General features: G+C 60.4%; 17 protein-coding genes. 7 read left to right on the top strand and 10 right to left on the bottom strand.

Features of this window, described 5'->3' with window-relative positions; translation table 11 throughout:
* Window positions 1-51: 51 nt before the first annotated feature.
* On the bottom strand, window positions 52-717 hold the full coding sequence (locus H9S92_RS21530) for a hypothetical protein (RefSeq protein ID WP_187468777.1): 666 nt from the start codon (window positions 715-717) through the stop codon (window positions 52-54).
* An 80-nt stretch (window positions 718-797) separates the two neighbouring features.
* Complete coding sequence (locus tag H9S92_RS21525) at window positions 798-1,601, bottom strand: SDR family NAD(P)-dependent oxidoreductase (RefSeq protein ID WP_187468776.1); 804 nt, start codon at window positions 1,599-1,601, stop codon at window positions 798-800.
* Window positions 1,602-1,762: 161 nt separating this feature from the next.
* Between H9S92_RS21525 and H9S92_RS21520 the strand changes: the two genes are divergently transcribed.
* From H9S92_RS21520 to H9S92_RS21505, 4 genes are all read left to right on the top strand, one after another.
* Window positions 1,763-2,176 carry a hypothetical protein gene (locus H9S92_RS21520; RefSeq protein WP_187468775.1) on the top strand — a complete coding sequence of 138 codons (414 nt, stop codon included), beginning with the start codon at window positions 1,763-1,765 and terminating at the stop codon, window positions 2,174-2,176.
* 124 nt (window positions 2,177-2,300) lie between these two features.
* A complete protein-coding gene (locus tag H9S92_RS21515) occupies window positions 2,301-6,605 on the top strand; it encodes a CusA/CzcA family heavy metal efflux RND transporter (RefSeq protein WP_187468774.1) in 4,305 nt (1,434 codons plus the stop codon).
* 1 nt (window position 6,606) lies between these two features.
* Window positions 6,607-7,680, top strand: coding sequence for an efflux RND transporter periplasmic adaptor subunit (locus H9S92_RS21510; protein WP_187468773.1), 1,074 nt, complete (start codon window positions 6,607-6,609; stop codon window positions 7,678-7,680).
* A gap of 201 nt (window positions 7,681-7,881) precedes the next feature.
* The gene (locus H9S92_RS21505) at window positions 7,882-8,313 is read left to right on the top strand and encodes an LNS2 domain-containing protein (protein WP_187468772.1); all 432 of its coding nucleotides are present in this window, start codon (window positions 7,882-7,884) and stop codon (window positions 8,311-8,313) included.
* 243 nt (window positions 8,314-8,556) lie between these two features.
* Here H9S92_RS21505 and H9S92_RS21500 read toward each other — a convergent pair whose 3' ends face one another.
* The 6 genes from H9S92_RS21500 to H9S92_RS21475 form a co-directional block, all read right to left on the bottom strand.
* Window positions 8,557-9,870: an alkaline phosphatase D family protein gene (locus H9S92_RS21500; RefSeq protein ID WP_187468771.1), complete on the bottom strand. Its 1,314-nt coding sequence runs from the start codon at window positions 9,868-9,870 to the stop codon at window positions 8,557-8,559.
* 503 nt (window positions 9,871-10,373) lie between these two features.
* The gene (locus H9S92_RS21495) at window positions 10,374-15,215 is read right to left on the bottom strand and encodes a translocation/assembly module TamB domain-containing protein (RefSeq protein ID WP_187468770.1); all 4,842 of its coding nucleotides are present in this window, start codon (window positions 15,213-15,215) and stop codon (window positions 10,374-10,376) included.
* Window positions 15,216-15,400: 185 nt separating this feature from the next.
* Window positions 15,401-16,045 carry a cytochrome c oxidase subunit 3 gene (locus H9S92_RS21490; RefSeq protein ID WP_187468769.1) on the bottom strand — a complete coding sequence of 215 codons (645 nt, stop codon included), beginning with the start codon at window positions 16,043-16,045 and terminating at the stop codon, window positions 15,401-15,403.
* Window positions 16,042-16,221, bottom strand: coding sequence for a DUF2256 domain-containing protein (locus H9S92_RS21485; protein WP_187468768.1), 180 nt, complete (start codon window positions 16,219-16,221; stop codon window positions 16,042-16,044). Before H9S92_RS21485 ends, H9S92_RS21490 begins: the two co-directional genes overlap by 4 nt.
* A 19-nt stretch (window positions 16,222-16,240) precedes the next feature.
* Window positions 16,241-16,417 carry a DUF6435 family protein gene (locus H9S92_RS21480; RefSeq protein ID WP_187468767.1) on the bottom strand — a complete coding sequence of 59 codons (177 nt, stop codon included), beginning with the start codon at window positions 16,415-16,417 and terminating at the stop codon, window positions 16,241-16,243.
* 66 nt (window positions 16,418-16,483) lie between these two features.
* Window positions 16,484-17,203, bottom strand: coding sequence for a M15 family metallopeptidase (locus tag H9S92_RS21475; RefSeq protein WP_222936201.1), 720 nt, complete (start codon window positions 17,201-17,203; stop codon window positions 16,484-16,486).
* Between the two features lie 180 nt (window positions 17,204-17,383).
* Between H9S92_RS21475 and H9S92_RS21470 the strand changes: the two genes are divergently transcribed.
* Both H9S92_RS21470 and H9S92_RS21465 read left to right on the top strand, forming a co-directional pair.
* Window positions 17,384-18,868, top strand: a complete 1,485-nt coding sequence (locus H9S92_RS21470; protein WP_187468766.1) for a family 20 glycosylhydrolase — start codon at window positions 17,384-17,386, stop codon at window positions 18,866-18,868.
* Between the two features lie 672 nt (window positions 18,869-19,540).
* Window positions 19,541-20,239, top strand: a complete 699-nt coding sequence (locus tag H9S92_RS21465) for an outer membrane beta-barrel protein (protein ID WP_187468765.1) — start codon at window positions 19,541-19,543, stop codon at window positions 20,237-20,239.
* A 238-nt stretch (window positions 20,240-20,477) separates the two neighbouring features.
* Here the strand turns inward: H9S92_RS21465 and H9S92_RS21460 are convergent, their stop codons facing one another.
* A complete protein-coding gene (locus H9S92_RS21460; RefSeq protein ID WP_187468764.1) occupies window positions 20,478-20,825 on the bottom strand; it encodes a 4Fe-4S dicluster domain-containing protein in 348 nt (115 codons plus the stop codon).
* 324 nt (window positions 20,826-21,149) lie between these two features.
* Here H9S92_RS21460 and H9S92_RS21455 point away from each other — a divergent pair, with 324 nt between their 5' ends.
* On the top strand, window positions 21,150-21,695 hold the full coding sequence (locus H9S92_RS21455) for a TraR/DksA family transcriptional regulator (RefSeq protein WP_187468763.1): 546 nt from the start codon (window positions 21,150-21,152) through the stop codon (window positions 21,693-21,695).
* Between the two features lie 44 nt (window positions 21,696-21,739).
* On the opposite strand, the gene H9S92_RS21450 is transcribed toward H9S92_RS21455, so the two are convergent.
* Window positions 21,740-22,966, bottom strand: coding sequence for a metallophosphoesterase (locus tag H9S92_RS21450; protein ID WP_290282792.1), 1,227 nt, complete (start codon window positions 22,964-22,966; stop codon window positions 21,740-21,742).
* Window positions 22,967-23,031 lie beyond the last annotated feature (65 nt).

Below are 23,031 nucleotides of genomic sequence, written 5' to 3'. Positions count from 1 at the left end.
GGCACAACATTGTACATCTGACATCACACATCTGACATCACACATCACACATCACACATCCAACATCAACAAAACGCCCATCCCCCCCGCCTGCAAAGCCGCCAACGCCACCACCCACCACAGCCAGCCCGCCACGTCTTTTACCGTGAAATTGGGCCGGAGGACAAAGCGCTGCACCAGCCCCGAAAACAGTACCACGAGGCCCAAAACAGCCACCCCCGCGCTGGCCAGCGCCATCCCCAGCAGCAATCGTTGCGGGGAGGTCGGGTCGGGGTCGCCCAGCTGGTAGCCCAGCCCGAACGCCAGTACTGGCAACAGCAACGTGGCCAGCAGCCGCTCCCACCGGAAGGGCACTTGTTCCGTGCGCTCCACAATGAGGCGATCGGCAGCGGATAGCGTTTTTTCCGAGCTGAGCGGAAAGCCCCCCCGACCAATTGCCTCCACCAATTCTTCCACCCCGGAAAAACCCCAAAAGATCACCATCAGCGGCACATCCTCCCGGCGGTGGACCACCTGCACGCCCGGCGTCAAGACGGGGAACTGCCGGTAGCTGCGCACCATCACTACGTCTTCCGGCCCAAAACGGACCCGCCGCAGGCCATTGCTGATTTCCAACTGCCCCGTCCGCAGGCGCAATCTGCCGAAAGGCCAGGAACCGTTGGTAAAGCCGATGCGGGCCCCTCCCGTACGTTCGAGCGTGAAAGTATCGTTGGTCATGGATGTAAAAACTGGGCGACCAAAGTAAAGGGTTTTTTCCGACTACCGGACCCTCGTCAGCCGCGCAGTTGCCGGTAAGATCAACTGTAATACTTCCCCAACACCCATTCCCACACCCGGCCGGGCAGCAGGCGGCTGGCTACGGTACTGGCTTTTTGGAGGGGTTCGCCGATGACGTAGTAGGGCTTGAGCACTTCGTAGTTCATGATGGTGTACATCCGCTCGGCGACGGTGCTGGCGGCCATGCCGTGGTCTACGTTGGCGGCCATGCCGTCGTCGGCCTTGCGGTAGCGGCCCTGGTAGAGCGGGTCGAGGTCTTCGGCGGGTTGGCGGTACTGCGTGGCGATGGAGTTGGTGGCGATGTCTCCGGGGCAGACGGTGGCCACCTGCAGGTTGCTGTCTTTGAGTTCCATGCGCAGGCTATCGCCCAGGGTCTTCAGGGCGGCCTTGCTGGCGCAGTAGGCCGAGCGGTAGGGGATGCCCATGAAGCCAGCGATGCTGCCCACCAGCAAGAGGCGGCCGCGGGGGCTCTGCCGCAGGTGGGGCAGGGTAGCCTGGCAGAGGTTCCAGCTGCCCCAGAAGTTGGTGTCCATGATCCGCCGCGCTTCCGCCGTGGGCATGTGTTCGACGGGGCCAGCACCGCCGATGCCCGCGCAGTGCAGGACGATGTCGAGCCTTCCTTCGGCCTCGATGAGTTGGGCCACTGCGGCGTTCACGGCTGCGGCATCGCCTACGTCCGCCGGCAAGGCCGTCACCCCCGCCAGCGCCACGCTCCGCCGGCTCATGCCATATACGCGGTAACCCCGCTTGGCCAGCAATGGCGCTAGTGCTTCGCCAACCCCCGAGGAGGCCCCCGTTACCAATACTACTTCCTGTAAGCCCATTTTCTGCAATTGTGGCGGTAAAGTAAAGGAATTTCGGGCGGCTTGCACCGGGGAAGGGCCCGTGCAGGCACGCTTATCGTCAACTAGACTGATGATAAATAACCAGCATTGGAGGTTCAGACACGCTTAAGCCACAGAAATCGGCCTAAATTGCCGCTGTAATGCGTCACACCGCCAATTCACTGCGGAACTTTCTGTTGCTGTCGGGCCTGATCCTGCTGGTCCACACCCTGGTGCCGCACGTCCATACGGACCACATCACCGAACGCGGCGTGCCCACTTTATGCTCCCGCCAAAATGCCCACGCCAATTGGCTGGGCGTGTTGGCGGGCTTGGTGGAAGCGGATATGGGAGAAGATCACCTGGAGTACTTTTCTCCGGAAAAAGCCCCCGGTTTTTCCCTGGCAGCCCCCGCTTTTTCGGCCGCTTTGCCTCCCATTCCCAGCTGCTTCGTCAGCGAAGTAGCCGCCGGGTTTGTACCCGATCGCGTACGCCATTCGGAACAGCGTACGTGGCCACTGCAAGCGGGAAGCCGCCGCCAGGCCTCGCCGCGCGGTCCACCCACCGTCGGGTAGCCCACTTTCGCGCACTTAGCGCACCCTCTGCGCTGGCTCCGGCCAGCGATCGTGCTACCCCGGGTCGGCGCGCTGCTGGATTTTCGTCCAGCACCCCTTGCCCTCCCGCCATTCCCAAGTTTTTATGTTCGAAAGTATCATCAGGTTTTCCCTGGGGAATAAGCTGATCGTGTTGCTGGGCGTTGCTGCCATGGCCGCCCTCGGCATTTTCTCCGCTACGCGCATCCCGCTCGATGCCGTCCCCGACATCACCAACAACCAGGTGCAGATCGTCAGCGTTGCCCCCACCTTCGCCCCCGAGGAGGTCGAACAACTCATCACCTACCCCCTGGAGGCGGCCATGACCAATATCCCCGACGTGCTCGAGGTCCGCTCCATCTCCCGTTACGGGCTTTCCGTCATCACCATCGTTTTCGAGGAAACGGTGGAGGTGCTCCGCGCCCGGCAGTACGTCCAGGAGCAACTCAACGTAGCCGCCGGTGAATTACCCGAAGGGGTAGACACCGAGCTGATGCCCATCACCACCGGCCTTGGCGAAATCTACCAGTACGTCTTGACCGTCGATGCCGCCCACGCCCACCAGTACGACGCTACGGAGCTGCGTACCATCCAGGACTGGATCGTCAAACGCCAGCTCAACGGTACGCCCGGCATCATCGAGGTGAGCAGCTTCGGCGGCTACCTCAAGCAGTACGAGGTAGCCATTTTGCCGGACCAGCTCCGCGCCACGGGCATCAGCCTGGCCGAAGTCATCACCGCCCTGCAAGACAACAACGAAAACAGCGGCGGCAGCTACCTGGAGCGCGGCAGCTACTCCTACTACATCCGTACCGATGGGCGGGTCACCACGCCAGCGTCCATCGGGGCCATCCCCCTGGGCAATACCACCGGCCCACCCCTGCGCGTGCGCGACGTAGCCACCGTCACCACCGGCAGCGCCAAGCGCTACGGGGCCATGACGATGGACGGCAAAGGCGAGGTCGTCGGCGGCATCACCCTGATGCTCAAAGGGGCCAACTCCTCCGAAGCCCTGGCCAACGTCGAGGAACGCATGAAAACCATCCAGAGTGCCCTGCCCGCAGGCGTCAGCATCTACCCCTACCTCGACCGCGCGGCACTCATTGGCCGGACCATCGATACCGTCCGGACTAACCTCATCGAAGGCGGCCTCATCGTCATTTTCGTACTACTGTTGTTGCTGGGCAATTTACGGGCGGGCCTCATCGTCGCCTCTGTCATCCCACTGTCGATGCTCTTCGCCCTCATCCTCATGCGCTACTTCGGCATCTCGGCCAACCTGATGTCTTTGGGGGCCATCGATTTCGGCATCGTCATCGACGGAGCAGTCATCATCATGGAAGGCTTGCTGCACGTGCTGGCCGTCAGTTACGTCGGGCAAAAGCTGAGCCAGCCGGCCTTCGATGGGGTTGTACTGGCGGCGACGGGGAAGATTTACCGGGCTGCTGCCTTCGGTGTCCTCATCATCCTGGTGGTGTTCCTGCCGATCCTGGCCCTCGAAGGGGTGGAGGGCAAAACTTTCCGCCCCATGGCCCAGGTGGTCAGCCTGGCCATCCTCGGCTCCCTGCTGCTTTCGGTAACCTACGTCCCCGTCATGGCTTCGCTGTTCATCAAAAAAGAAATCCGGCCGGAAGGAGGGCTTGCCCACCGGATCATGGATTTTTTCGGACGGCTTTACCGGCCCGTACTCCGCGTCGCGCTGCACAGGGCCACCTTCACACTCGTTCTGGCAGGCCTGGCACTTGCCCTGTCGCTACTGCTCTTCAGTCGCATGGGTGGCGAGTTCATCCCCACCCTGGAGGAAGGCGATATCGCCATGCAGCAATCCATCAAGCCCGGCAGTTCCCTGCAGGAAAGCATTCACACCTCCACGCTGGCGGAGCGGATTTTGCTCGATAATTTTCCCGAGGTCAGGCACGTCGTCTCCAAAATCGGTACCGCCGAAGTGCCCACCGACCCCATGGCCATCGAAGATGCCGACATCATGATCATCCTCAAAGACAAAGAGGAATGGACGTCAGCCGACAACACCGAAGACCTCATGGCCCTCATGAAGGAAAAACTCGCTCCCCTCACCTGGGCGGCCTTCGAATTCACGCAGCCCATCCAACTTCGCTTCAACGAGTTGATGACGGGGTCGAAGTCCGACGTATCCGTGAAAATTTTCGGGGAAAGCCCCACCGTCCTCAAGGCCCAGGCGGAGTTGGCCGCCGACATCATCCGGCGAATTGACGGGGCGGGCGACGTAAAGGTTGACCAAACCGATGGCCTGCGCCAGCTCAACGTCCGCTACGATCACGACCGCCTGGCCCAGTTCGGCATCGATGTGCGCGCGGCCAACCAGCTCGTCCGGGCCGCCTACGCCGGCGAGGTCGTGGGCGCCGTCTACGAAGAAGAACGGAAGTTCGACCTCGTAGTGCGTCTGGATAAAGCGTACCGGGAGGACCTGGACCTGGCCCAGCTGACGCTGGCGGACCACCACGGCCGCCTCCTCCCCTTAAGCGAAGTGGCTACCGTGGAAGAACGCCTCAGCCCCATGCTGATCTCCCGCGAGCAGGCCCGGCGCTTCATCAACATCGGTGTCAACGTCCGCAACCGCGATGTGGCAGGGCTGGTGGAAGACATCCAGGCCCGGTTGGCGGAGGGGCTCGACCTGCCCCCCGGCTACGAGATCCAGTACGGTGGCACTTTCGAGAACCTGCGCAGCGCCCGGCAGCGCCTGCTCATCGCCGTGCCCATTGCCCTGGGCCTGATCTTTCTGTTGCTCTACCTGGCTTTTTCGTCGGCCCGCGATGCGCTGATGATTTTGGTGGCGGTGCCGCTTTCGGCCATCGGGGGCATCCTGGCGCTGTGGCTGCGGGGCATGCCTTTCAGCATCTCCTCGGGCATTGGTTTCATTGCTTTGTTTGGCATTGCGGTGCTCAATGGCATCGTACTCATCAGTGCCATTCGCCAGTTGCGGCAGGAGCGGGCCTTGGGCGTCATCGAAACCATCACCGAAGCCGCCACCACCCGCCTGCGGCCGGTGTTGATGACGGCGGCGGTGGCGGCCTTCGGCTTCTTGCCCATGGCGCTGTCTACGGGCAGCGGAGCGGAGGTGCAGCGGCCCCTGGCGACGGTCGTCATCGGTGGCTTGCTCTCTTCTACCTTGCTGACGCTGGTGGTGTTGCCGGCGCTTTACCGGGTAGTCAACGGCCGTAGTTTCCGGGGCGCGGCCGCAGGTGCCATGGTCTTGTTGTTAGGAGCAATGGGGGGCAATACCGGTCTCCACGCCCAGCCCATCGAAGACTTTCCCCAGCTGCTTGACCTCGCCATCGGCCAAAACCCTGAGCTGGCCAACCTGCGCCGGGAAGAGGCTGCCGTGGGACTGAACCGCCAGGCCATCGGGCAGTGGGCACCGCTGGAAATCGACTACCAGGGCGGGCAGATCAACGCCCGGGACTTTGACCACCTCATCAGTGCGCGGCAAAATTTCAACCACCTCTTCAGCCGGGCTCCCCGCGCCGCGCTGGTGGATGCCCAGGTGGCCGAAGTGGTCGCCAGCGGCCAATCCTTGCGCCGCAACCTGGCCTACCAGCTGGCCACGGCCTACGACGCCTGGCGCTACGAGCTGGCCCAGGTTGCCCTGCAGGATACGGTCTTGCAGCGCTACGCCGAGCTGGAGGGCCAGCTCCTTACCCGGCAGCGGGCCGGAACGCTCGGGGTGGTGGAGGAAGAACTGTTTCGCCAGCGCCTCCGCTCCGCCCGGCGCAACCGCGACCTGGCCGCCAGCCGGGCCCTGGCGGCGGAGAGCGAAGTGCGTCGCCTCGCTCAATTGTCCTCTACCCAGCACCTGCGACCGCGCCCCCTGGCCCTGCCCCTGCCCGTAAGCACGGCCCTACCCGCCGATACCAGCGCCCGGGAACAACAGCTGCGGGCCCGCCAGGAAACGCTGCGCCGGGAGGGCGAACTGGACCGCACCCTGAGCCGCCAGCCCCAGCTCTCCGCCGGCTATTTCGTGCAGACGCTGGAGAAAGAACTGGCCTTCCAGGGCCTCTTCGTAGGCCTGGCCCTGCCCCTCGACCGCCGGGAAAGCAAAGTCCGCACCGAACAACGCCGCCTGCAAGACGAGCAACTCAGCACCCTGCGCCGCAGCCTGTCCACACAACGCCAGCAGCGTCTGGAAGAACTGGACCGCAACATCCGCACCCTGCGCAGCGCCACCGAAGGTACCGACGCGGGAGCCACCGCCAGCGAAGACCGCCTCCTGCGCATCGCCAGCCTCCAATTTGCCGAGGGGGCCATCGATTTTCTGACCTTCCGCCAACTCAGTGATACGCTGCTGACGGACCGCCAGGAGCGCCTCGCGCAACTCCACCAACTCCATCAACTCATCCGGGAACAACAGTTCCTGACCAATACCCAATTTTAAGATGAAAGTGCTCTTTTCCCTCTTCCTGCTCGCGCTCTGCGTGGCCTGCGGGACCAGCCCGGAGCCGCCAGCCGAGGCCGCTGCCACCGCCGCTGAACCCACTCCCGGACTGGTGCAAACCGGTCCCCTCCCCGAACGCCAAATCAGCCACGAAATCGCCTGCACCGGTACCGTCGAAGTGCCGCCCACCGACCTCATTTCCGTACACGCCCGCACCCCGGGGCAGGTCTCTGACCTCCGGGTATTGCCCGGCGACTACGTCCGCAAGGGCACCCAGCTGCTGCGCATCACCAACCCCGAACTGATTCCCCGCCAACGCCTTTTGCTCGAAACCCGGGTCCAGCTGGCGGCCGCACGCCGGACCCTGGAACGCCAGAACACCCTCAACGCGGGCGAGGCCACCACGGCGGCCGCCCTGGACGACGCCAAAAGCCAGGTTGAGTTGCTCAACGCCACTTACACGGGCCTGCGCCAGGAACTGCTCCAATACGGTGTGGACGTCGACGGACTGGAAAAAGACGGTAGCTTCCAATCTTCCGTGGGGGTTTTTGCCGGCAGCAGCGGCTACGTCCACGCCGTACAAACCAACCAGGGCAAGCGGGTACTGCCCGACGACGAACTCATCGTACTGGCTGGGACGGACCACCTGCACCTGGAGTTGAGCGTTCCTTCCCGCGAAGTGGCGGCACTGGCCAAGGGGCAACGGGTCACCTTCCGCCTGCCCTTCAACGGGGCGGAGGGCGAAGCGAGCATCAAACAACTCAACCCCATGGTCGATATGGAGACCGCTACGCTGAACGTCCACTGCCACTTCGTAGGGGAATTACCCGATGGCATCGTTCCCGGCCTTTTCCTCAATGCCACCATCCTGACGGGCGAACGGACGCTGACGGGACTGCCCCTCTCGGCCGTCACCAGAGAGGGCGAGCAGTATTTCGGCTACCGCAAAAGCGGGGATGGGCTGACCAAGACCTTGCTGGCCGATGCCCGGCTTTGGGATGATTTCGTCGCCTTCACTCCGCCCGTCCCGGCGGGAGAATGGGTGACGGCCGGAGCCTATTATCTGGAAGAGTAAGCCGGGCTTTCCACCGTGAATTACCATGCAGCCGGGGGCATATGGGTGGCCCCCGGCTCCTTTGGCCAACGTAAAGTGCCGTAATTCCGTACGGCCTTTCGGAGGAAAACGGGCGCTACTGACGTGGGCAAGCCTTACCTTTGTGGCAGGTGCATTTTAGATCTCCCCCTCCCCCAAATTACTCCGTAGCAAACTAATCTTATGGCTAGTCCTGAAAAAGCCCTCGAAACTACCTTCAACGAGAAAGGCGAACTCATCAGCCCCGTCCTCCCCAATGGCGTCAAGAATTTCCTGATCGACATCGACGGAACGATCTGCGACGACATCCCCAACGAGGAACCCGAGCGCATGGGCACTTGCCTGCCTTACCCCGATGCCCTCCGCATTGTAAATAAATGGTACGATGAAGGCCACATCATCACCTTCTTCACCTCCCGCACCGAAGAGCACCGGGAAATCACCGAAGAGTGGCTCACCCGCCACAATTTCAAGTGGCACTCCATGCTCATGAACAAGCCCCGCGGCGGCAACTACCACTGGATCGATAACCACATCGTGAAGGCCACCCGCTTCAAAGGAAAGTTCACCGACCTCGTGGTGAAAAACCGCGACGTTGAGGTATTTAAGGACTAAGAGCTTGTCTGGAGTTTTTAAGGACTGATAATCAATGACTTACGGTTCTGGCTAGACAAAAGATTGCGCGCCTAGTGCACTACGTAAGCCATTTTTTGTGACGGCAGGTTCGTAGCACGAAGTACTGCGTAGCAAACTGCTTGATTATCAGGAAGTAAAAATTTAGACAAGCTCTAAGGACGCGCGAATAAGTAGTGGCCCTTGTTGGCACCACTACTTATTCGCCAATCCGCATTCTGACGCTTAGCGGGTCAATTCCCGCTTCCAGAGCAAGCTGCCGTCGGTAGCGAAGACTTCTACGGTGAGGCGGCGCTCCCGGAGTGGCCCGGCAAAGCTGAGCAGGCCGAAGTTGTGCCTCACCTGGAGGGTTCCCGCTACGCGGTTGTTGTTTTGTTCGTCGCGGCTGCTCCCCGTTCCGGCCGTCAGGCTGGAGATGGTCAGGTCGTAGACCATCTTGCCATTGGCAAGTTTTAGTTGGCTCATCTCGGTGTGGTGACGGTCGCCGGTCAGGAAAACTACGCCGCTGATGTCTTCCTCGGTGATTCTGCGCAGGAGGTATTCCAGTTCCGCCGGGGCGAGGTTTACGTAGGTTTCGCTGCCGCCCCGGTGGGTGTTGAGTACCTGCCCGCCGATGCAGACCATCTTCCAGGGGCTGTCGCTGGAGATGAGGCTTTCGATGAGCCATTCGAGTTGTTGTTCGCCGAGCAGGGTCTTGTTGTCGGGCCGTTTCTGGTCGTTGGGGGTGCGGAAGGAGCGGTTGTCGAGGAGGAAAAAGTCGGTATCGTTGTAGCGGAAAGTGCTGGTGATGCCGCCGTTGCCGGGCAGCCCGCTGGTGAGGTTGCCCCAGAACAGGTCGAAGGTTTCTTTGGCCAGTTCCTTTTGTACCCAGGTGCGGTCGGAGTTGTTCGGGCCGTAATCGTGGTCGTCCCAGGTGGCGTAGTGGTGGGTGCGGGCCAGCAGGGCTTGCATCTCGGGCAGGGCACGGGTGTGGCTGTAGCGGTGGAAGTAGCCGGTGCGGGTGTACCAGTCGGGCTCCCGCAGGTACATGTTGTCGCCCAGCCAAACCATCAGGTCGGGCTGGGCCCGGTTAATGCTGGTGAAGATTTCGTATTCGCTGCCGTAGCCGGCACCTGGGCGGTCGTACTCGGGCTCGTTGACGTAGGTACAGCTGCCGAGGGCTACGGTGAAGTCGGGCGGATCCTGCCGCCAGCGCCAGATCGGCTGGGCCGTAAATGCAGTGGGGTAGGGCAGGGCAATGACTTCGCCATTAATCTCTACCTGGTAGGTGTAATGCTGGCCGGGCAAGACGCGGTCGGCCACCAGTTTAGCCACGTGCGCAGTTTGGGGGAGGGTCATCACCGGAGCGGTGCGGTAGCTTTTGCCCAACGAATCGGTGTAGACGATGGCCACCGCTGCGGGCTCGGTGGTTTGGACCCAAATCATCACCTCCCGTTGCTCACAGTAGCCAAGCATGGGGCCCGCTTTCAGGAGCCCTCGTTGGGCGCTGCCGCAGGTGCAAAGGAAGGTCAGGAAAAGCAGGGTAAGAAGCGTGCGCATAAGTTCACAGTTTTCGTTTCGCCGCAAGTTATACCGCACCCGCCAGCGTCCACGTCTTTTTTATGCTATGTTTTTGCGCCCACCAGGTTAATTGTCCTGCGCAATCAGCCCATACCGTGCGCCAGCCAGTCCAGTGCGACAGCTCATTCGCTCATTCACCCATTAACTACGCTGCTGCCTACGGCGGTCAATCCTTCCCCTCCCCCCACGGTCATGGGGTTGCTATTTCCAAAAAAATCACCGTAACATTCCCTACCTTGCGCCCGGGATGTTTACTTTTATCCGTGGTTTCCGGCTGGCCGGTCTTCCCAACACCTCCATTCCCTCAAGATACGCGGTTGTCAGTCGGCAAAGAACCGTCTGACGGCAACCCTTTGAGAAAGCTTTCTGACATACCATATTCTCGCCCCTCGCCCCCTTCGGACGAGGGGTTTTTTGTGCCGGTTCGCCCCGCCCCGCTCCTCCGTCCCCGCTCCCGGCACCTGCGCCCGCGCCCACCAGCTTTACTTTTCCAGGGTTTTGGCATCTTTTTTGAAGCCATCGAAAAATTCTTTGAAGGTGTCGAATTCCCGCCGCCAGCTCAGGCCGGTGCCCACCTGGAAACGCCCCCCGCTGGTGATGTCCGGCTCGTAACGCTGGTACACCCGCACTTTCAGCGAGCGTGCATCATTGAGGATGTATTCGAGAACGAAGTCGTTGCCGACGAAGGTTCCCGAGTTCCCCAGGCCGCTCAGTTGGTTGTTGTTGAGCAGGCTCACGTCGCCCCGCACCTTGAGGCGGTCGTTGATGTCGCGGCTGAAAGAGAGTTCAAAGGCAGAACTGCGGCCGTCGTTGGTGGTGTTGAAGGCGGAGTTCCGGTAGCTGCTGTACGCCAAGTCAAAATCAATGGTCGAGATAAAAGCCTCTTCGCCGAAGGCGTCTTTGAGCAGGTCTTTGATGAGCAGGCTGACGTAGGTGGAAAGCCACTCGGAGAGCGTGTTGATGGCCGCGTCGGAAATGCCGAAGGAGAGGTCGGAAGGCAAAAACTGCCCGGCGACGATGAGGCCGAAGACCTGGCGGTTGAGCTCGTTCTGGTCGAGCAGCAACAGGCGGCGTTTGTTGTTGGCGTAGCGCTCCAGGTCACCGTCGAGGTTGGGGAAGTTGAGGTCGAAGTTGATGTCGGGCTGGGTCAGCAGGCCACTGAGTTTCAGGGTCAGGTCTACGTCGGTCGCCTTGCGGGCATTGGTGGTGACGGCGTTTTCGGTGCCCGATTCGTTGATGAGGTATTCCTGGATGAAGGGCAGAATGGGCGTTTTGAGGTTTTCGTAGTCGGCCTCAATGTCCAGGGTAGCGGCAAAAGGGTCTCCCGTCCAGGTGACTTTACTGCCGGGCCGCACGGAGAATTCCTTATTGATGATTTTCTGGAAGGTAAACAGGTAGCTCCCTTCGGTGATGTAGTAATCGCCGTACATCTCCAGTTCCCCGTCGCGGGGGATGTTGAGCTGGAGGTTGCCGTTGCCCTGGCCGCGGAGGATATCGCCCACCTCTTCGTCGAAGATGATTTCCCCGATGGCTTCGTCGCGCACGGAAAGGTCCATGCGCAGGCTGACGCCGGTGGGTTCTACCGCCGTGGGCTGCACTTCTTCGGTGTATACGCCCCGGTTGACGAAGCGGACGTTTTCAATGGGGCCGGCCTCGCTGCCGTAGCTGACGGGGATGGAAAGCCGCGAACCCCGGCCTACGGTGGCGGCTACGTAAATGTCGGGTTGGCGGAAAGTGCCCGTGAATACCACGCGGCCCGTACCCAGGGCCGTACCGTAGAAAAGGGGATTGAAGCCCGGCTTCAGGTCCAGGGCCAGAAATTGTTCGGTATCAATGCGGGCGTTGAGTCCCAGGTTTTTAAGCCGGTCGTGGGTGATGCCCCCGGTAACTACGGCAGCGTTGCCGAGGCGGTCGATGAGCCGGGTGTTGGCCAGGTCGAAGAGGGTGTTGGTGATGTTGACCCGGCTCTGGTAGAAGCGGTAGCGGGTCTGGAGATAGTCGATGGTGAAGGCTCCGCCCAGGGCGTCGATGTAGCCGCTGACGTCCAGCTGGCTGGTGGGGCCCACCATGTTGAGTTTGGCATTGAACAGGCCGGTGATGTCTGACACCGATCCGCCCACCCAGTAGCGCCCGATGTCGAGGGGGTAGCCGTTGATGCCTACGTTGAGGTCGAGGTAGTTTTTACGATCCCGTGCGCTGCTGGGGTTCTCGGTCAGGTCGGCCAGGTTGTAGGTGGCCTCGGCGATGATTTGGGCCGTATCCCGGTTGAGGTTGAGGTAGGCGGTGAGTTTACTGCGGGGGTTGGGGGCGGTCAGGTCGAGGCTCAGGTAGCCGTAGTCGTCGCCGTTCATCAGAAAGGTATCAGAGCGAACGTTGGCCCGGATGCCTTCCTGCTTGAAGACGTTGGCCACGGACACGTTGATGTCTACCTCCCCGCTGAAGTTGAGGGCTTCGTAGGCCCAGAGGGAGTCGATCAGGCCCAGATCCAGATTAAGGATGTCCAGGTTCAGTCCGTTGTTGCCCAGTTTGTTGAGGCGGATGGTCCGGCGGCCGCTGCGGAGGGAGAAGTTTTGGGCATCGATGTACTCCGGCCCGAAGGTGAGGTAGTTCCCCCCGCGGATCTGCCAGCGTTCCTGGAAGATTTCCAGCACGGATTCTTCAAAGCTGAGGCGGTAGTTCTGGCTGTCGGGCAAGGTCAGCAGGCCGTCGAGGTTGATTTTGTCCAGCAAGACGTTTTCCTCCGATCCGCCGTAGGTGATGCCGAAGTTGATCAGTTCATCGTCGATGAGGCTGTTGAGGGTGACGCGGTTGAGGAGGTGCTTGCCGTTCGAGAAGGTGGAGTCCACGGAAAAGTCCAGCTCCCCCTCACCCTTACTGCCCTGGGTCCGCAAGACGAGGTCAACCATCCGGAGGTTGCCAAAAGAGAGGGCTGGCGCGAGCAGTTCGGCCTTGAGCTCGTCGATAAATCCGTCGTATTCTCCGCTCAGGCTGATGTCCTGCAAGCTGCCGAGTTGGGGATTGATCAGGCGGTTGAGCCCACGGGAGTTGAGGACATTGAAAGCAAAGCTGAAGCGGTTGGGCGGCGGCACCCGGCGCGGTGCTTTGATGCGCAGGCGGTGGGCCCAGCTGGGATAGTAGGCCAGCAGGTAGTTGGTCAGGCTGCCCGTAACGTCGTCCAGGTCAAAGCGGCCCACAATTTCGCCCGTAGCAATGTCGCTTTCCAGTTTTACCACCTTCTGCCCTTTCGCGTTAAAGTTGGAGTAGGCAATCAGGCTGTCGATGTCAATGTTGACGGTGTCGAGCAAGACGTTGAAGCTGTCCAGTTCCACCCGGCCTTCCATCTGGCTGAAGTTGGAGCCGAGGAGGTTGAGATCGATGTTGCCCGAAAGGGCGATGGGCCGGGTGCTGAGGTTGAGGGCCAGCAGGTCAAATTCCCGCAGGTTGGCGTCGAAGTCGAAACTGGGTACGGAATCCCGGAAGTCCAGCTGGCCCACGAAGTTGAGGTCGATGTTGTCATCGGCGATCTGGAAAGTTCCGTTGAAGAACTTTTCCTCCAGCCGTCCGTCCACCACTGCATTGTGGTAGGTGTAGCCCCGGAAGTTGAATTCCTGCACCGTAGCCGTCAGGTCGGCCTTGGCGGCAGCCGCCTCCAGGCCAATGCCGTTTTCGATGGCGCCGTTGAAGGTCACCAGGCCAAATTCCGGGTTCTGGGTCCAGGTGCCCAGGTCGAAGTCATTCAAGGCCAACTGCCCGAGATAGCGCGCTGGCTGCCGTTCGTCAATGACCATGGCCATGTTGAAGTTGGCCCGCCCGATGTCGGTACGCAGATCTCCCGTTGCCACAAAGTCGGTAAAGAAGCCGTCAAAGCGGCCCCGGAAGCGCAGCCCGCCCAGACGGTCGAAGTTCTCCGGCGGGTCGAGGTCGGGAAACAAGCGCCGCAGCGTACGCATGTTGGTGCTCAGGCGCTGGAGGTCGAGGTTCAACGATTCAGAACCCCGCTTGGCCAGGTTGCGCGAACCAAAACTGCCAGCCAGACTGCTGTAGGGATCGAGCGAAAGCACCACGTCGCGGCCCCGCAGGTTATTGACCGGCCCACTGAACCAGCCGCCGATGTTGATCTTTTGTCCCCGGTTTTCCCGGAAAAAGGGGTTGAAGCGCAGGTTGCGCGCAAAGTAAAGAATGTCCCGCACCGCCACGTCGCTGTTCTTCACCCGGATGTCCATGCGCACCTCGTCGTTGAAGTCCGACCAGGCATTCCACCCATTGCGGAAGGTGAAACGCAGACTGTCGGAAAGGTAACTTTCGGCGGTAACGAGCTCCAGGTCGTAAAGCTGCAATTCCGTTCCGGTGATTTTAAGGTCCTGCACACTCAGGCGGTCGAGCACGAAGCCCGACTTCTCCTCCAAACTCAGGTGTTTGAGCGCCGCCTGGAAGGCACCGTTGTAGAAATCGACTTCGGTCAGCTCCAGATCGACGTTGGAAGTGCCCAGCCGCGCGAAGTCCACCGCCGTAATATCGGCCACGTCAATGGGGTCGCGGCGGAAATTATCGAGCACGTAGCTGCCGTCAATTACTTCGATGCTGTTGGCCGTGATGTGCAGGTAATTGGTGTCCCCCCGCTCCTGCACGAGGCTGTCCATCTGCCGCAGCACCTCCGGGATGGGGCTGGGGGCGAAGGTAGTCTGCCGCACCAGGGGTTCGCGCAACTCTACGCTGCCAATGCGTACCTCCCGGTTGGGCAGGTCGAGATCGTCCATGCGCAGAATGCCGGAAAGGAGGCTGACGTCGAAGCGTTGCCCTTTGACACTATCGTTTTGGATGAAGGTGATCCGTTGCAGATCAACCCGTTGCAACTTAAGGTTGAGGGGGTTGGCAGGTTCATCGCTGGTGGGGAGGAGTTTGCGCAGGGCAGTCGCCAGGTTGCTTTCGGCGTCGCCCAGGTCGCGGCGAATCTGGAAGCGGGTATCCGCAATGAGGATGCCTTCAATTTTGAGCCCCGAAAAGATGCTGAAGTCGGCCTCCAGGTGCTGGCTGTACAGGAGCGTATCGCCGTATTTGTCTTCAATGAAAAGCCCGTTGATGGTCAGTTCGTCCAACCAGGAAATGCGGACCTGCTCCACTTCCACGCGGGTTTCCAGGGCAGCGCTGAGGGCTTTGGTGACGCGGCCCGCCAGCCAGTCTTGCACGGGCTGCCACTGGAAAAGCAGAAAAAGGGCGATGGGGACCGTAAGGAGCCAGAGAAAGAGCCGCCGCGACCACTTCCAGGCCCGGCCGAAGCGGCGGGGCTTTTTGCTTTCCTCAATTTGCGGCGTTTGTTGGTCCATGCGCTTCCGGGCGCGAAAATACACGTGTCAGCTACTGGAAACGCGACCGCCGGGGCTTTAGTTAGTCATTTGCCCGCATTCCCCGCCTTTTAGGATGGCGTTAACAGCCGGAGGGCGTTTTTTTGGGTCGGCCCTTGCTCCTCCAACGGGGTGGGCACCTGCGGCCGCGCCCCCTTAACCCTTCCCTACGGCCAAAACTGCCAGATGAGCTGGTTGACGAAAAAGAAAAGCACCAGGTAAATCCAGAGCGCATCGAGGAAATGCCAGTACATGGTGAGCAGGCGCAGGTTGAGCCGCTTGGCGGGATCGGAGAAGTAGACGAGCACCGAGACGGGCTCCTTCATGTACTTCCGCGCCCGGTACAGAAAAACCCCCAGGAAAGGGATGCCGCCGATGACGTGGGCAAAGTGCAGGCCGGAAATGACGTAGAGGTAGCCCGCCGAATTATCAGACGTGATGTAAATCTGCTGGTTGAACAGCTGGTACCAGGCCAGACACTGCATGCCGAGGAAGAAAAAGGACAGGCCCAGCGTGTACCACAGCATGCGCGTGTAGCCCGCCGTATCGTCGGCCAGGTAAGCCCGCCGCGCCAGGATCATCGTGTAGCTGCTGCCCAGCAGAATGGCGGTGTTGAGCAGAAACAGCAAAGGCAGCTTAATGGGCGGCAGGTCGCTCTGCACCCGGGTGTAGACGAAGGCGGCCGTCATGGCCAAAAACAGCATCGTCAGGCTGGACAAGAGCAGGGTAAGGATGACGTTTTTGGGGTGGAAGACGAAGGTGTCTTCCTGTTCATCCGTCACGGCGGGAAGCTCGTAGGGGCGGTCTTTCATGGTTTTTTTTGATCGGGGGAGGCAGAGGGGTTGGCTGCTTTGGGCCGCTGTCGCTTACAACGTTCGGAACAGTAACGCACTTCATCCCAAACGCGTTCCCATTTTTTGCGCCATGCGAAGGGGCGCTGGCAGACCGGGCATACCTTGGTGGGGAGGTCGGTTTTTTTGTGGGCCATGGGGCAGGGGCTTGGCCCACTAGGAGCGGTCTTTGCTGAGGGCGACAATCTTATCCATCACGGCTTCGGCGGCGGCGATTTTGGCGGCGTAGCTTTTGAGGTCGCCACTGCGCTGGATGGCCATGGCTTCTTCCATGAGTTGCTTATGTTCCTTTTCCAGGGCTTTTACGGGGTCTTTTTTGAAGAGGCCAAACATAGTTTACTGCTTTTGGGTACGTAACGGAGCGCGCCGCCAATGGTTGCGCCGCCCAGCCGTTCATCCTTACTCGCCGCCATCCATCGCCGGGCAATCCCAGACCCAGTCGGCCAGCGGCAGCCGGGGACCGCCGAAATTGAAGTGCCACCATTCGGTGCGGATGGGCAGGAAGCCTTGTCGGCCCATGGCGGCCTGGAGGAGGGCGCGGTTGGCCAGTACGGTGTCTGGCAAGTCAGTGGTAGTAGTGTAGGCTTCGACGCCAAAAAAATCGTAGGGCGTGCCCATGTCCAGCTCTTCGCCGCTGGCTAAGTGAACGATGGTCAGGTCAGCAGCCGCGCCGCGGCTGTGGAGGCTGCCGCGTTTGGGGTCGGCCACGTAGCGGGGGTCGGGCAAAACATCCCAGAGCCGCTGCTGGTAGGGGCCCGGGCGGTAGCAGTCGTAAAACTTGAGGCCGAGGCCCTGGGCCTTGAGGCTTTGGTGCACGGCCAGCAGCGCCCGCGCCACCGGGGGGCGGTAGAAGCAGCGCCCGCAGTCGTAGATCACCCGCTCCATGAAGTTGTTGGCCGTGGCGTAGCGCAGGTCGAGGCGCAGCGTGGAATCGAGGCGGATGATTTCCGTCCACTCCGTCGTGTCGTAATCGAAGGCGAGCGGCACCGCCACTTTTGGAGCGGCGGCGGGCGGCGGCAGGGGCACCGGGAAGGCCGCCTGTAAAACGGGGGGAGCTTCCGCCCCGGGACCCGCGCAGGCGGCCAGCAGGAGCAGAAGGAAAAGAGAAGCATAAGGCATGGGCTAAAGATAAAAGCATTGAGGAATTTATCCCGCCCCCACCGGAAGGTAATGTCGGGCTTCACCCCGACCCCGGTATTGTTGGGCTTCAGCCCGCCCCCCCCCTCGGGCGTCAGCCCGACGGCGACAACTATTTTCTCCCCCAAACCCTATCTTTAGCCCCGTTCAAACCCCGTCATCATGCGTCTTTTCCTTGGCTTTGTCCTTGCTTTCTGCCTTTTTTCCTGCGGTCCGCAGGTGCCGCCCGCTCCCGAAAACATGCCCGTTTTTTCGGAGCTTCCCCTGGTGCCCTTGCCCGTAGAAATGACGGCTGAAGCGGGTTACCTCTACTTTGGCCCTGCGGTGGAGGTAGCGGAATTGGGCGCGGACGCAGGTGCCGTGGAATACCTGAAGAGCAAGGGCCTGACTGGCCTCCCCCTCACCACCGCCATCGATTCTACGCTGGGTCTCCCGGCCGGCGGCTACCGGCTCAGTATCCTGCCCAAGGCCATCTCCATTACTGCCCCCGACGCGGCTGGCATCTTTAACGGCACCACTACCCTGGAACAAATCATCGCCTTCAGCCCCAGCACGGAGGTGGGTCACTTTTTGCCCGTGGGCACCATCACCGACCGGCCCCGCTATGCCTACCGCGGCTATATGCTGGACGTGGCCCGGACTTTCTTCGGCGTTGACACCGTCAAAGCCGTCATTGATCGCCTGGCCCCCTACAAAATCAACCACCTGCACTTGCACCTGAGCGACGACCAGGGCTGGCGCATCGAAATCAAATCCTGGCCCGCCCTGGCCGAAATCGGCGGCCGCTTTGAAGTTGACGGCACCCCCGGCGGCTACTACACCCAGGAGCAGTACCAGGACCTCGTAGCCTACGCCGCCAGCCGCGGCATGACCGTGGTGCCCGAAATCGATATGCCCGGCCACACCAACGCCGCCCTTTCCGCCTACGCTGAGCTGAACCTTGACGGCCGCGCCCGCGACCCCTACACCGGCACCCGCGTCGGCTTCAGTACCCTCGATGCCAATAAAGAAGTCACCTACCAGTTCGTGGAAGACGTCGTGCGGGAAATCTCCGACCTCACCCCCGGCCCTTACTTTCATCTCGGGGGCGACGAAAGCGCCGTTACGCCCCACGACGACTATGTGAAGTTCGTCCGCCAGGCCCAACAAATCATCATCAACAACGGTAAAATCCCCGTGGGCTGGGATGAAGTCGCCGTAGCTGGACTCGCCCCAGGCACCATTGCCCAACTCTGGAACCACGCCGAATACGCCAAGATGGCCCGCGCCTCCGGCAACCAGGTCCTGATGAGCCCCGCCACCCGGACTTACCTGGATATGCAGTACGACAGCACCTCCCGTATCGGCCTCCACTGGGCGGCCTACATTGAGGTTGACTCCGCCTACAACTGGAACCCCGCCGAGCTGACCGAAGGCATCACCGACGCCGATATCCTCGGCGTGGAGGCACCCCTGTGGGGCGAGACCATCCGCAACATCGAAGACATCGACTACCTCACCTTCCCCCGCCTGCTGGCCCTGGCCGAAATCGGCTGGACCCCGCAGAGCAAAAGGAACTACCCCGATTTTCTGCGTCGCCTCCGCGCCCACCAAAGCTGGCTCAAGGCCCAGGGCATCGGCACCTACGATACGCGGGTCTTGCAGTAAAGTTGACCCTGGGTTGGGGGAGGGGTGGAACTTAGCTACTCGCTGATTTTCAGAGGGTTGGATCGTAATGGTTTTTTAGTTCGGTAGTGGACAATACCTACTATCGAACTACAAAACTACCGTACTGCGTATCCGTTCAAAAAGTGGTGGGGCGGGGGCTATGTTTACTTGTGTCTAAATTGTGGGGAATGGACCAGCCACTTTTCAATGGAGGCTTCTAGGGTTTCCTTATGGGTTTTCAGTTGGTTGTAAGACCCCTCCCCCGTCCCGTGCGCTACGCGGCTGGCTTCGCCGGTCCCATGTGGGAGGGGTGCCCAGGAGCCATGATTTATTTTGTTTAAAATATTGATTTTCATCAGATTGTGCGTTAACTATCTTTGCATAAATAGTGCCTACCTCCTTCACTCTGGGTACTAAAAATATTTTCCTCAAGCACGAAAAATGACAAGAGAAGGTCACCCCTCCGCCTGCGGGGAGGGGAAGGGGGAGGGGTAAAACTAGGCGAACCCACCACTTTTTGAACGGATACCGTACTACCTCCTAAAGGCCGTGGAAGACCAGTTAGTTGTGATATTTGCATGCGCCTAACCTCTGCGTTAAGGTTACCGCCGGCCTCCTCTGGCAATAATCCGGGCGGCCCCAAAGTTGTAAGGGCAATTCAACAACTGGCCTATGCAGCGTGCAGTGCTGGCAGCATTTTTTCTCTTTCCGCTCTTCCTGACGGGGCAGACCCTGGAACGGGGCTTCGGGGTAGAAACCTTTATCCACCAGGGCAACCGCCGCATCACCGGTGGCGCGGGCGTTGTCTTCTCCGAACTGGAACGGCAAGACAGCCTCGAAAGCGGCCGCGGCGGCTACGGCCTGGGGCTGGTCTACGAAAACCGGGTCGATAAAATTGGTTTCACCACCGGCCTGCGCTACCTGCAAACGGGTTACGACGTACAAGAACAAAGCATCGGTGGGCTGGGATCGGGCCGGACCTTCGCCGAAACCGTCACCGCCCACTACCTCTCCGTACCCTTTGAGTTGAATTTCTACCAAGACATCCGGCCCAAAGACCGCGTCTCGTTTTCCCTGGGGCTCGCCGCCCACCTTCACCTGGCAACCAATACCGAACGTACCTCGTTCCTGGACGGCAATGAGGTAAGTCGCGAAAACATTGACCCCGACCCCAACGCCGTCTTCCGCTCGCCCGTCATCTCCCTGAATACCAGTGTTGGCTACGACCGCAAGCTGGGCGATAACTACAGCCTCCGCCTTCAGCCCAGTTTCCAGTTTTTTCTTCAGGGTAATTTCCTGGAAGACCCCGACCGGACCAACCGGAATTTCTACCAACTGGGCCTGCGCCTGGTGTTCAAGCGTTTGATTTAAGGGGATGTAGGGGCTTAGCACTTCGTACCCTGCGGTATGCTGCCTGGATTAGGTGCATGATCTTGGCTAGCCCCGGATGCCGGATTCGGCGTGCGGTGCTACCTTCGGTGGTGATTCCTAAGGCGGCGGGCGAGGCGGCTCAGGGAAAAACCCGGGGGCCGCACGCGCCAGGGTCAGTATTCCCTCACCCTTTACCCCCTTGCTCCTTTACCCCTTTATTCCTTGATTCCTTTACTCCCTAAGCGTGCAATCTGGCCTGCCGGGCGGCCAGGAGGCTTTCCGCCTCTACCCGCTCGGGGTCGGGGACGCAGCAATCTACCGGGCAAACAGCGGCACACTGGGGTTCTTCGTGGAAACCGACGCATTCGGTGCATTTATCGGGGACGATGTAGTAAAATTCATCGCTGATGGGAGCCTGCTCTGCATCAGGCTCAATGGTGTCCCCGGTTTGGATGGTGTAGGCGCTGTCCACGGTGGTGCCATCGGCCATTTTCCACTCCACTCCACCCTCATAGATGGCGGTGTTGGGGCATTCTGGCTCGCAGGCTCCGCAGTTAATACAGTCGTCGGTAATCATTATGGCCATGGGGAATGGACGGTGTAGCGTTCAAAAAAAAGCCGCCGGAGCGGCAAAATACTGCCCTTACAACACCCCGAAAGCAGCGGACGGTTGTAAGAAGCAGCGGCAAAATTAATCAAGTCCTTGCTTTTCCAACGTTTTTCTGCGTTTCTTCGCCCCCCGTTAGCGGTATTCGGTAGGGCCAAACGTGCGGAATTTCGCCAATCGACCACTACTTCTGTAGCGGACAATTTGCATAACTGGAAAAAAGATGTATCATTGGCAAACGGCAGCCGACGTGGTTGCCCCAGCAATCCGAACCCGACCCGAGTAAGGCCATAGTAGCGACCCATGGAAAGATATAGTGATGAAGACCTCGCGATATTCGCCGAGAAAATAAAAACAGAATACGCGCTCGCCAAAAACGAACTCGCCCTGCTGCGCGATCAGATCAGTGATTTGAGCGAGACCATGTCGGAAGGCTTTGGTGCCGATATGGGCGAAGACAGTGGTTCCGTCAGCCAGATGGAACTACTCAACGAGCAGGTACTGCGCAAGCGCGACCAGGTTCAGGCCCTCCAAAACGCCATGCTCCGCATCAAGAACAAGGTCTACGGCGTCTGCAGCGTCACGGGCAAGCTCATCGACCGCCAGCGCCTGGAAGCCGTACCCACCACCACCAAAAGTGTGGAAGGGATGCGCATGGAAGCCAGCGGCGAGCTTGACATGACTGCCCAGGACATTGCCCGCCGTGCCCAGGAACGCCGCGAGGGGCCCAATAAGATCATCTCCAAGATCAAAAAACCCCTGCCCCCGCCCCGCTCACCCGAACCAGCGGAGCGGAAAAAACCCGGCCGCAAGTCCCGCAAAACCGAGGACGAAGAGGACGACTTGTAGGACGGTAGTGTCAGGCTTTAGCCCGACACTCCTATTCTCCCCCTTCAAGCCTTCCGCAGGGTCAGTACCGAGATTTCCGGCAGAATGCCTACCCGGCCGGGGTAACCCAGAAAGCCCAGGCCGCGGTTGACGTACAAAAATTGCTTGCCCTCGCGGTAAAGCCCCGCCCATTGTTTGTAAATGTACTGGGCCGGACTCCAGCGGAAGCCGGGAATCTCGATGCCGAACTGGAAGCCGTGGGTGTGCCCACTCAGCGTCAGGTCAATGTCCGGATATTCCGGGCGCACCTTCGCGTCCCAGTGCGTAGGATCGTGGCTCAGTAGCACTTTGCAGTCGCAGTCTTCCGTCCCCGCGTACGCCTTCGGCAGATCGGCTTTCTGCGGAAAGCGGAGGGCCGCCCCCCAGTTTTCGACGCCCAGGATGGCGATTTTGTGGCCGTTGACGCTGAGCACGCGGTTGGCATCGCGCAACAACTGCCAGCCCAGGTCGGCGTGAATGCCGTAAAGCGCTTCCATGTTGGCTGCTTTCTCCGCCGGGCTTTTCCACTGCACGTAGTCGCCGTAATCGTGGTTGCCCAGGATGCTGAAGACGCCGTATTTGCCCCGTATTTGCCGGAAAATATCGACGTAGGGCAGCATTTCCTTGGCTTCGTTGTTGACGAGGTCTCCGGTGAAGCAGACGACGTCTGCCGCCTCGGCGTTGATCATCTCAACGGCGTGGTAGAGGGGGGCGGTGCGGGTCCAGCTGCCGGAGTGGATGTCGCTGATCTGTACAATGCGGAAGCCGTCCAGCCCCTCGGGCAAGCCCTCAATGGGCACATCTACGGCCATGCGGCGGTAGCGGTAGGCGTTGCGGACTACGCCGTAGGTCAGGGTGGCCAGCGGGACGCCCCCGGCCAGCAGTGCGGCCTTGGCCATGAAGCGGGAGCGGCTGCTGTCGCGCTCCGTAACCGGACTGATGCGGTTGACGAGCCAAGTAATGCTCCGCCGCAGGTCATCCAGCAGCAACACCAATACGATGGGGAGTTTGCAAATCCAGTGCAGGAAAAGGCCAACCCGCAGAAAAAGCTTCGTGGATTTTCCCCAGTGGTCGGCTACCTCAAAGACGTTGAGCAAGAGGAAGGTGAAGGCCAGGAGCGAAAAACCCCAGTACAACCCGTAGCCGATGCGACGCGTCGTTTTGGCGTAGGGAGACAGCCAGCTGCGGACCGCCAGAAAGGCGTACGCATCAAGGGCCAGGAGGATCGTCAGGAAAATAATCAGTCGGAGCACCACTATTGTATCAGGCTAGGCAGGGATAACGCCTGCCGGTGCGAATGTTTCATTTGGCGGGGTTA

It is taken from the genome of Neolewinella lacunae (assembly GCF_014349155.1).
Classification (GTDB): domain Bacteria; phylum Bacteroidota; class Bacteroidia; order Chitinophagales; family Saprospiraceae; genus Neolewinella; species Neolewinella lacunae.
Note: the sequence above shows the minus strand (reverse complement) of the source record. Positions and strands in the feature narration are given on the sequence as shown.

Excerpts from the sequence above, each read along its gene's own strand:
- H9S92_RS21530 (WP_187468777.1), bottom strand. The coding sequence starts at position 717 with ATGACCAACGATACTTTCACGCTCGAACGTACGGGAGGGGCCCGCATC.
- H9S92_RS21525 (WP_187468776.1), bottom strand. The coding sequence starts at position 1,601 with ATGGGCTTACAGGAAGTAGTATTGGTAACGGGGGCCTCCTCGGGGGTT.
- H9S92_RS21520 (WP_187468775.1), top strand. The coding sequence starts at position 1,763 with ATGCGTCACACCGCCAATTCACTGCGGAACTTTCTGTTGCTGTCGGGC.
- H9S92_RS21515 (WP_187468774.1), top strand. The coding sequence starts at position 2,301 with ATGTTCGAAAGTATCATCAGGTTTTCCCTGGGGAATAAGCTGATCGTG.
- H9S92_RS21510 (WP_187468773.1), top strand. The coding sequence starts at position 6,607 with ATGAAAGTGCTCTTTTCCCTCTTCCTGCTCGCGCTCTGCGTGGCCTGC.
- H9S92_RS21505 (WP_187468772.1), top strand. The coding sequence starts at position 7,882 with ATGGCTAGTCCTGAAAAAGCCCTCGAAACTACCTTCAACGAGAAAGGC.
- H9S92_RS21500 (WP_187468771.1), bottom strand. The coding sequence starts at position 9,870 with ATGCGCACGCTTCTTACCCTGCTTTTCCTGACCTTCCTTTGCACCTGC.
- H9S92_RS21495 (WP_187468770.1), bottom strand. The coding sequence starts at position 15,215 with ATGGACCAACAAACGCCGCAAATTGAGGAAAGCAAAAAGCCCCGCCGC.
- H9S92_RS21490 (WP_187468769.1), bottom strand. The coding sequence starts at position 16,045 with ATGAAAGACCGCCCCTACGAGCTTCCCGCCGTGACGGATGAACAGGAA.
- H9S92_RS21485 (WP_187468768.1), bottom strand. The coding sequence starts at position 16,221 with ATGGCCCACAAAAAAACCGACCTCCCCACCAAGGTATGCCCGGTCTGC.
- H9S92_RS21480 (WP_187468767.1), bottom strand. The coding sequence starts at position 16,417 with ATGTTTGGCCTCTTCAAAAAAGACCCCGTAAAAGCCCTGGAAAAGGAA.
- H9S92_RS21475 (WP_222936201.1), bottom strand. The coding sequence starts at position 17,203 with ATGCCTTATGCTTCTCTTTTCCTTCTGCTCCTGCTGGCCGCCTGCGCG.
- H9S92_RS21470 (WP_187468766.1), top strand. The coding sequence starts at position 17,384 with ATGCGTCTTTTCCTTGGCTTTGTCCTTGCTTTCTGCCTTTTTTCCTGC.
- H9S92_RS21465 (WP_187468765.1), top strand. The coding sequence starts at position 19,541 with ATGCAGCGTGCAGTGCTGGCAGCATTTTTTCTCTTTCCGCTCTTCCTG.
- H9S92_RS21460 (WP_187468764.1), bottom strand. The coding sequence starts at position 20,825 with ATGGCCATAATGATTACCGACGACTGTATTAACTGCGGAGCCTGCGAG.
- H9S92_RS21455 (WP_187468763.1), top strand. The coding sequence starts at position 21,150 with ATGGAAAGATATAGTGATGAAGACCTCGCGATATTCGCCGAGAAAATA.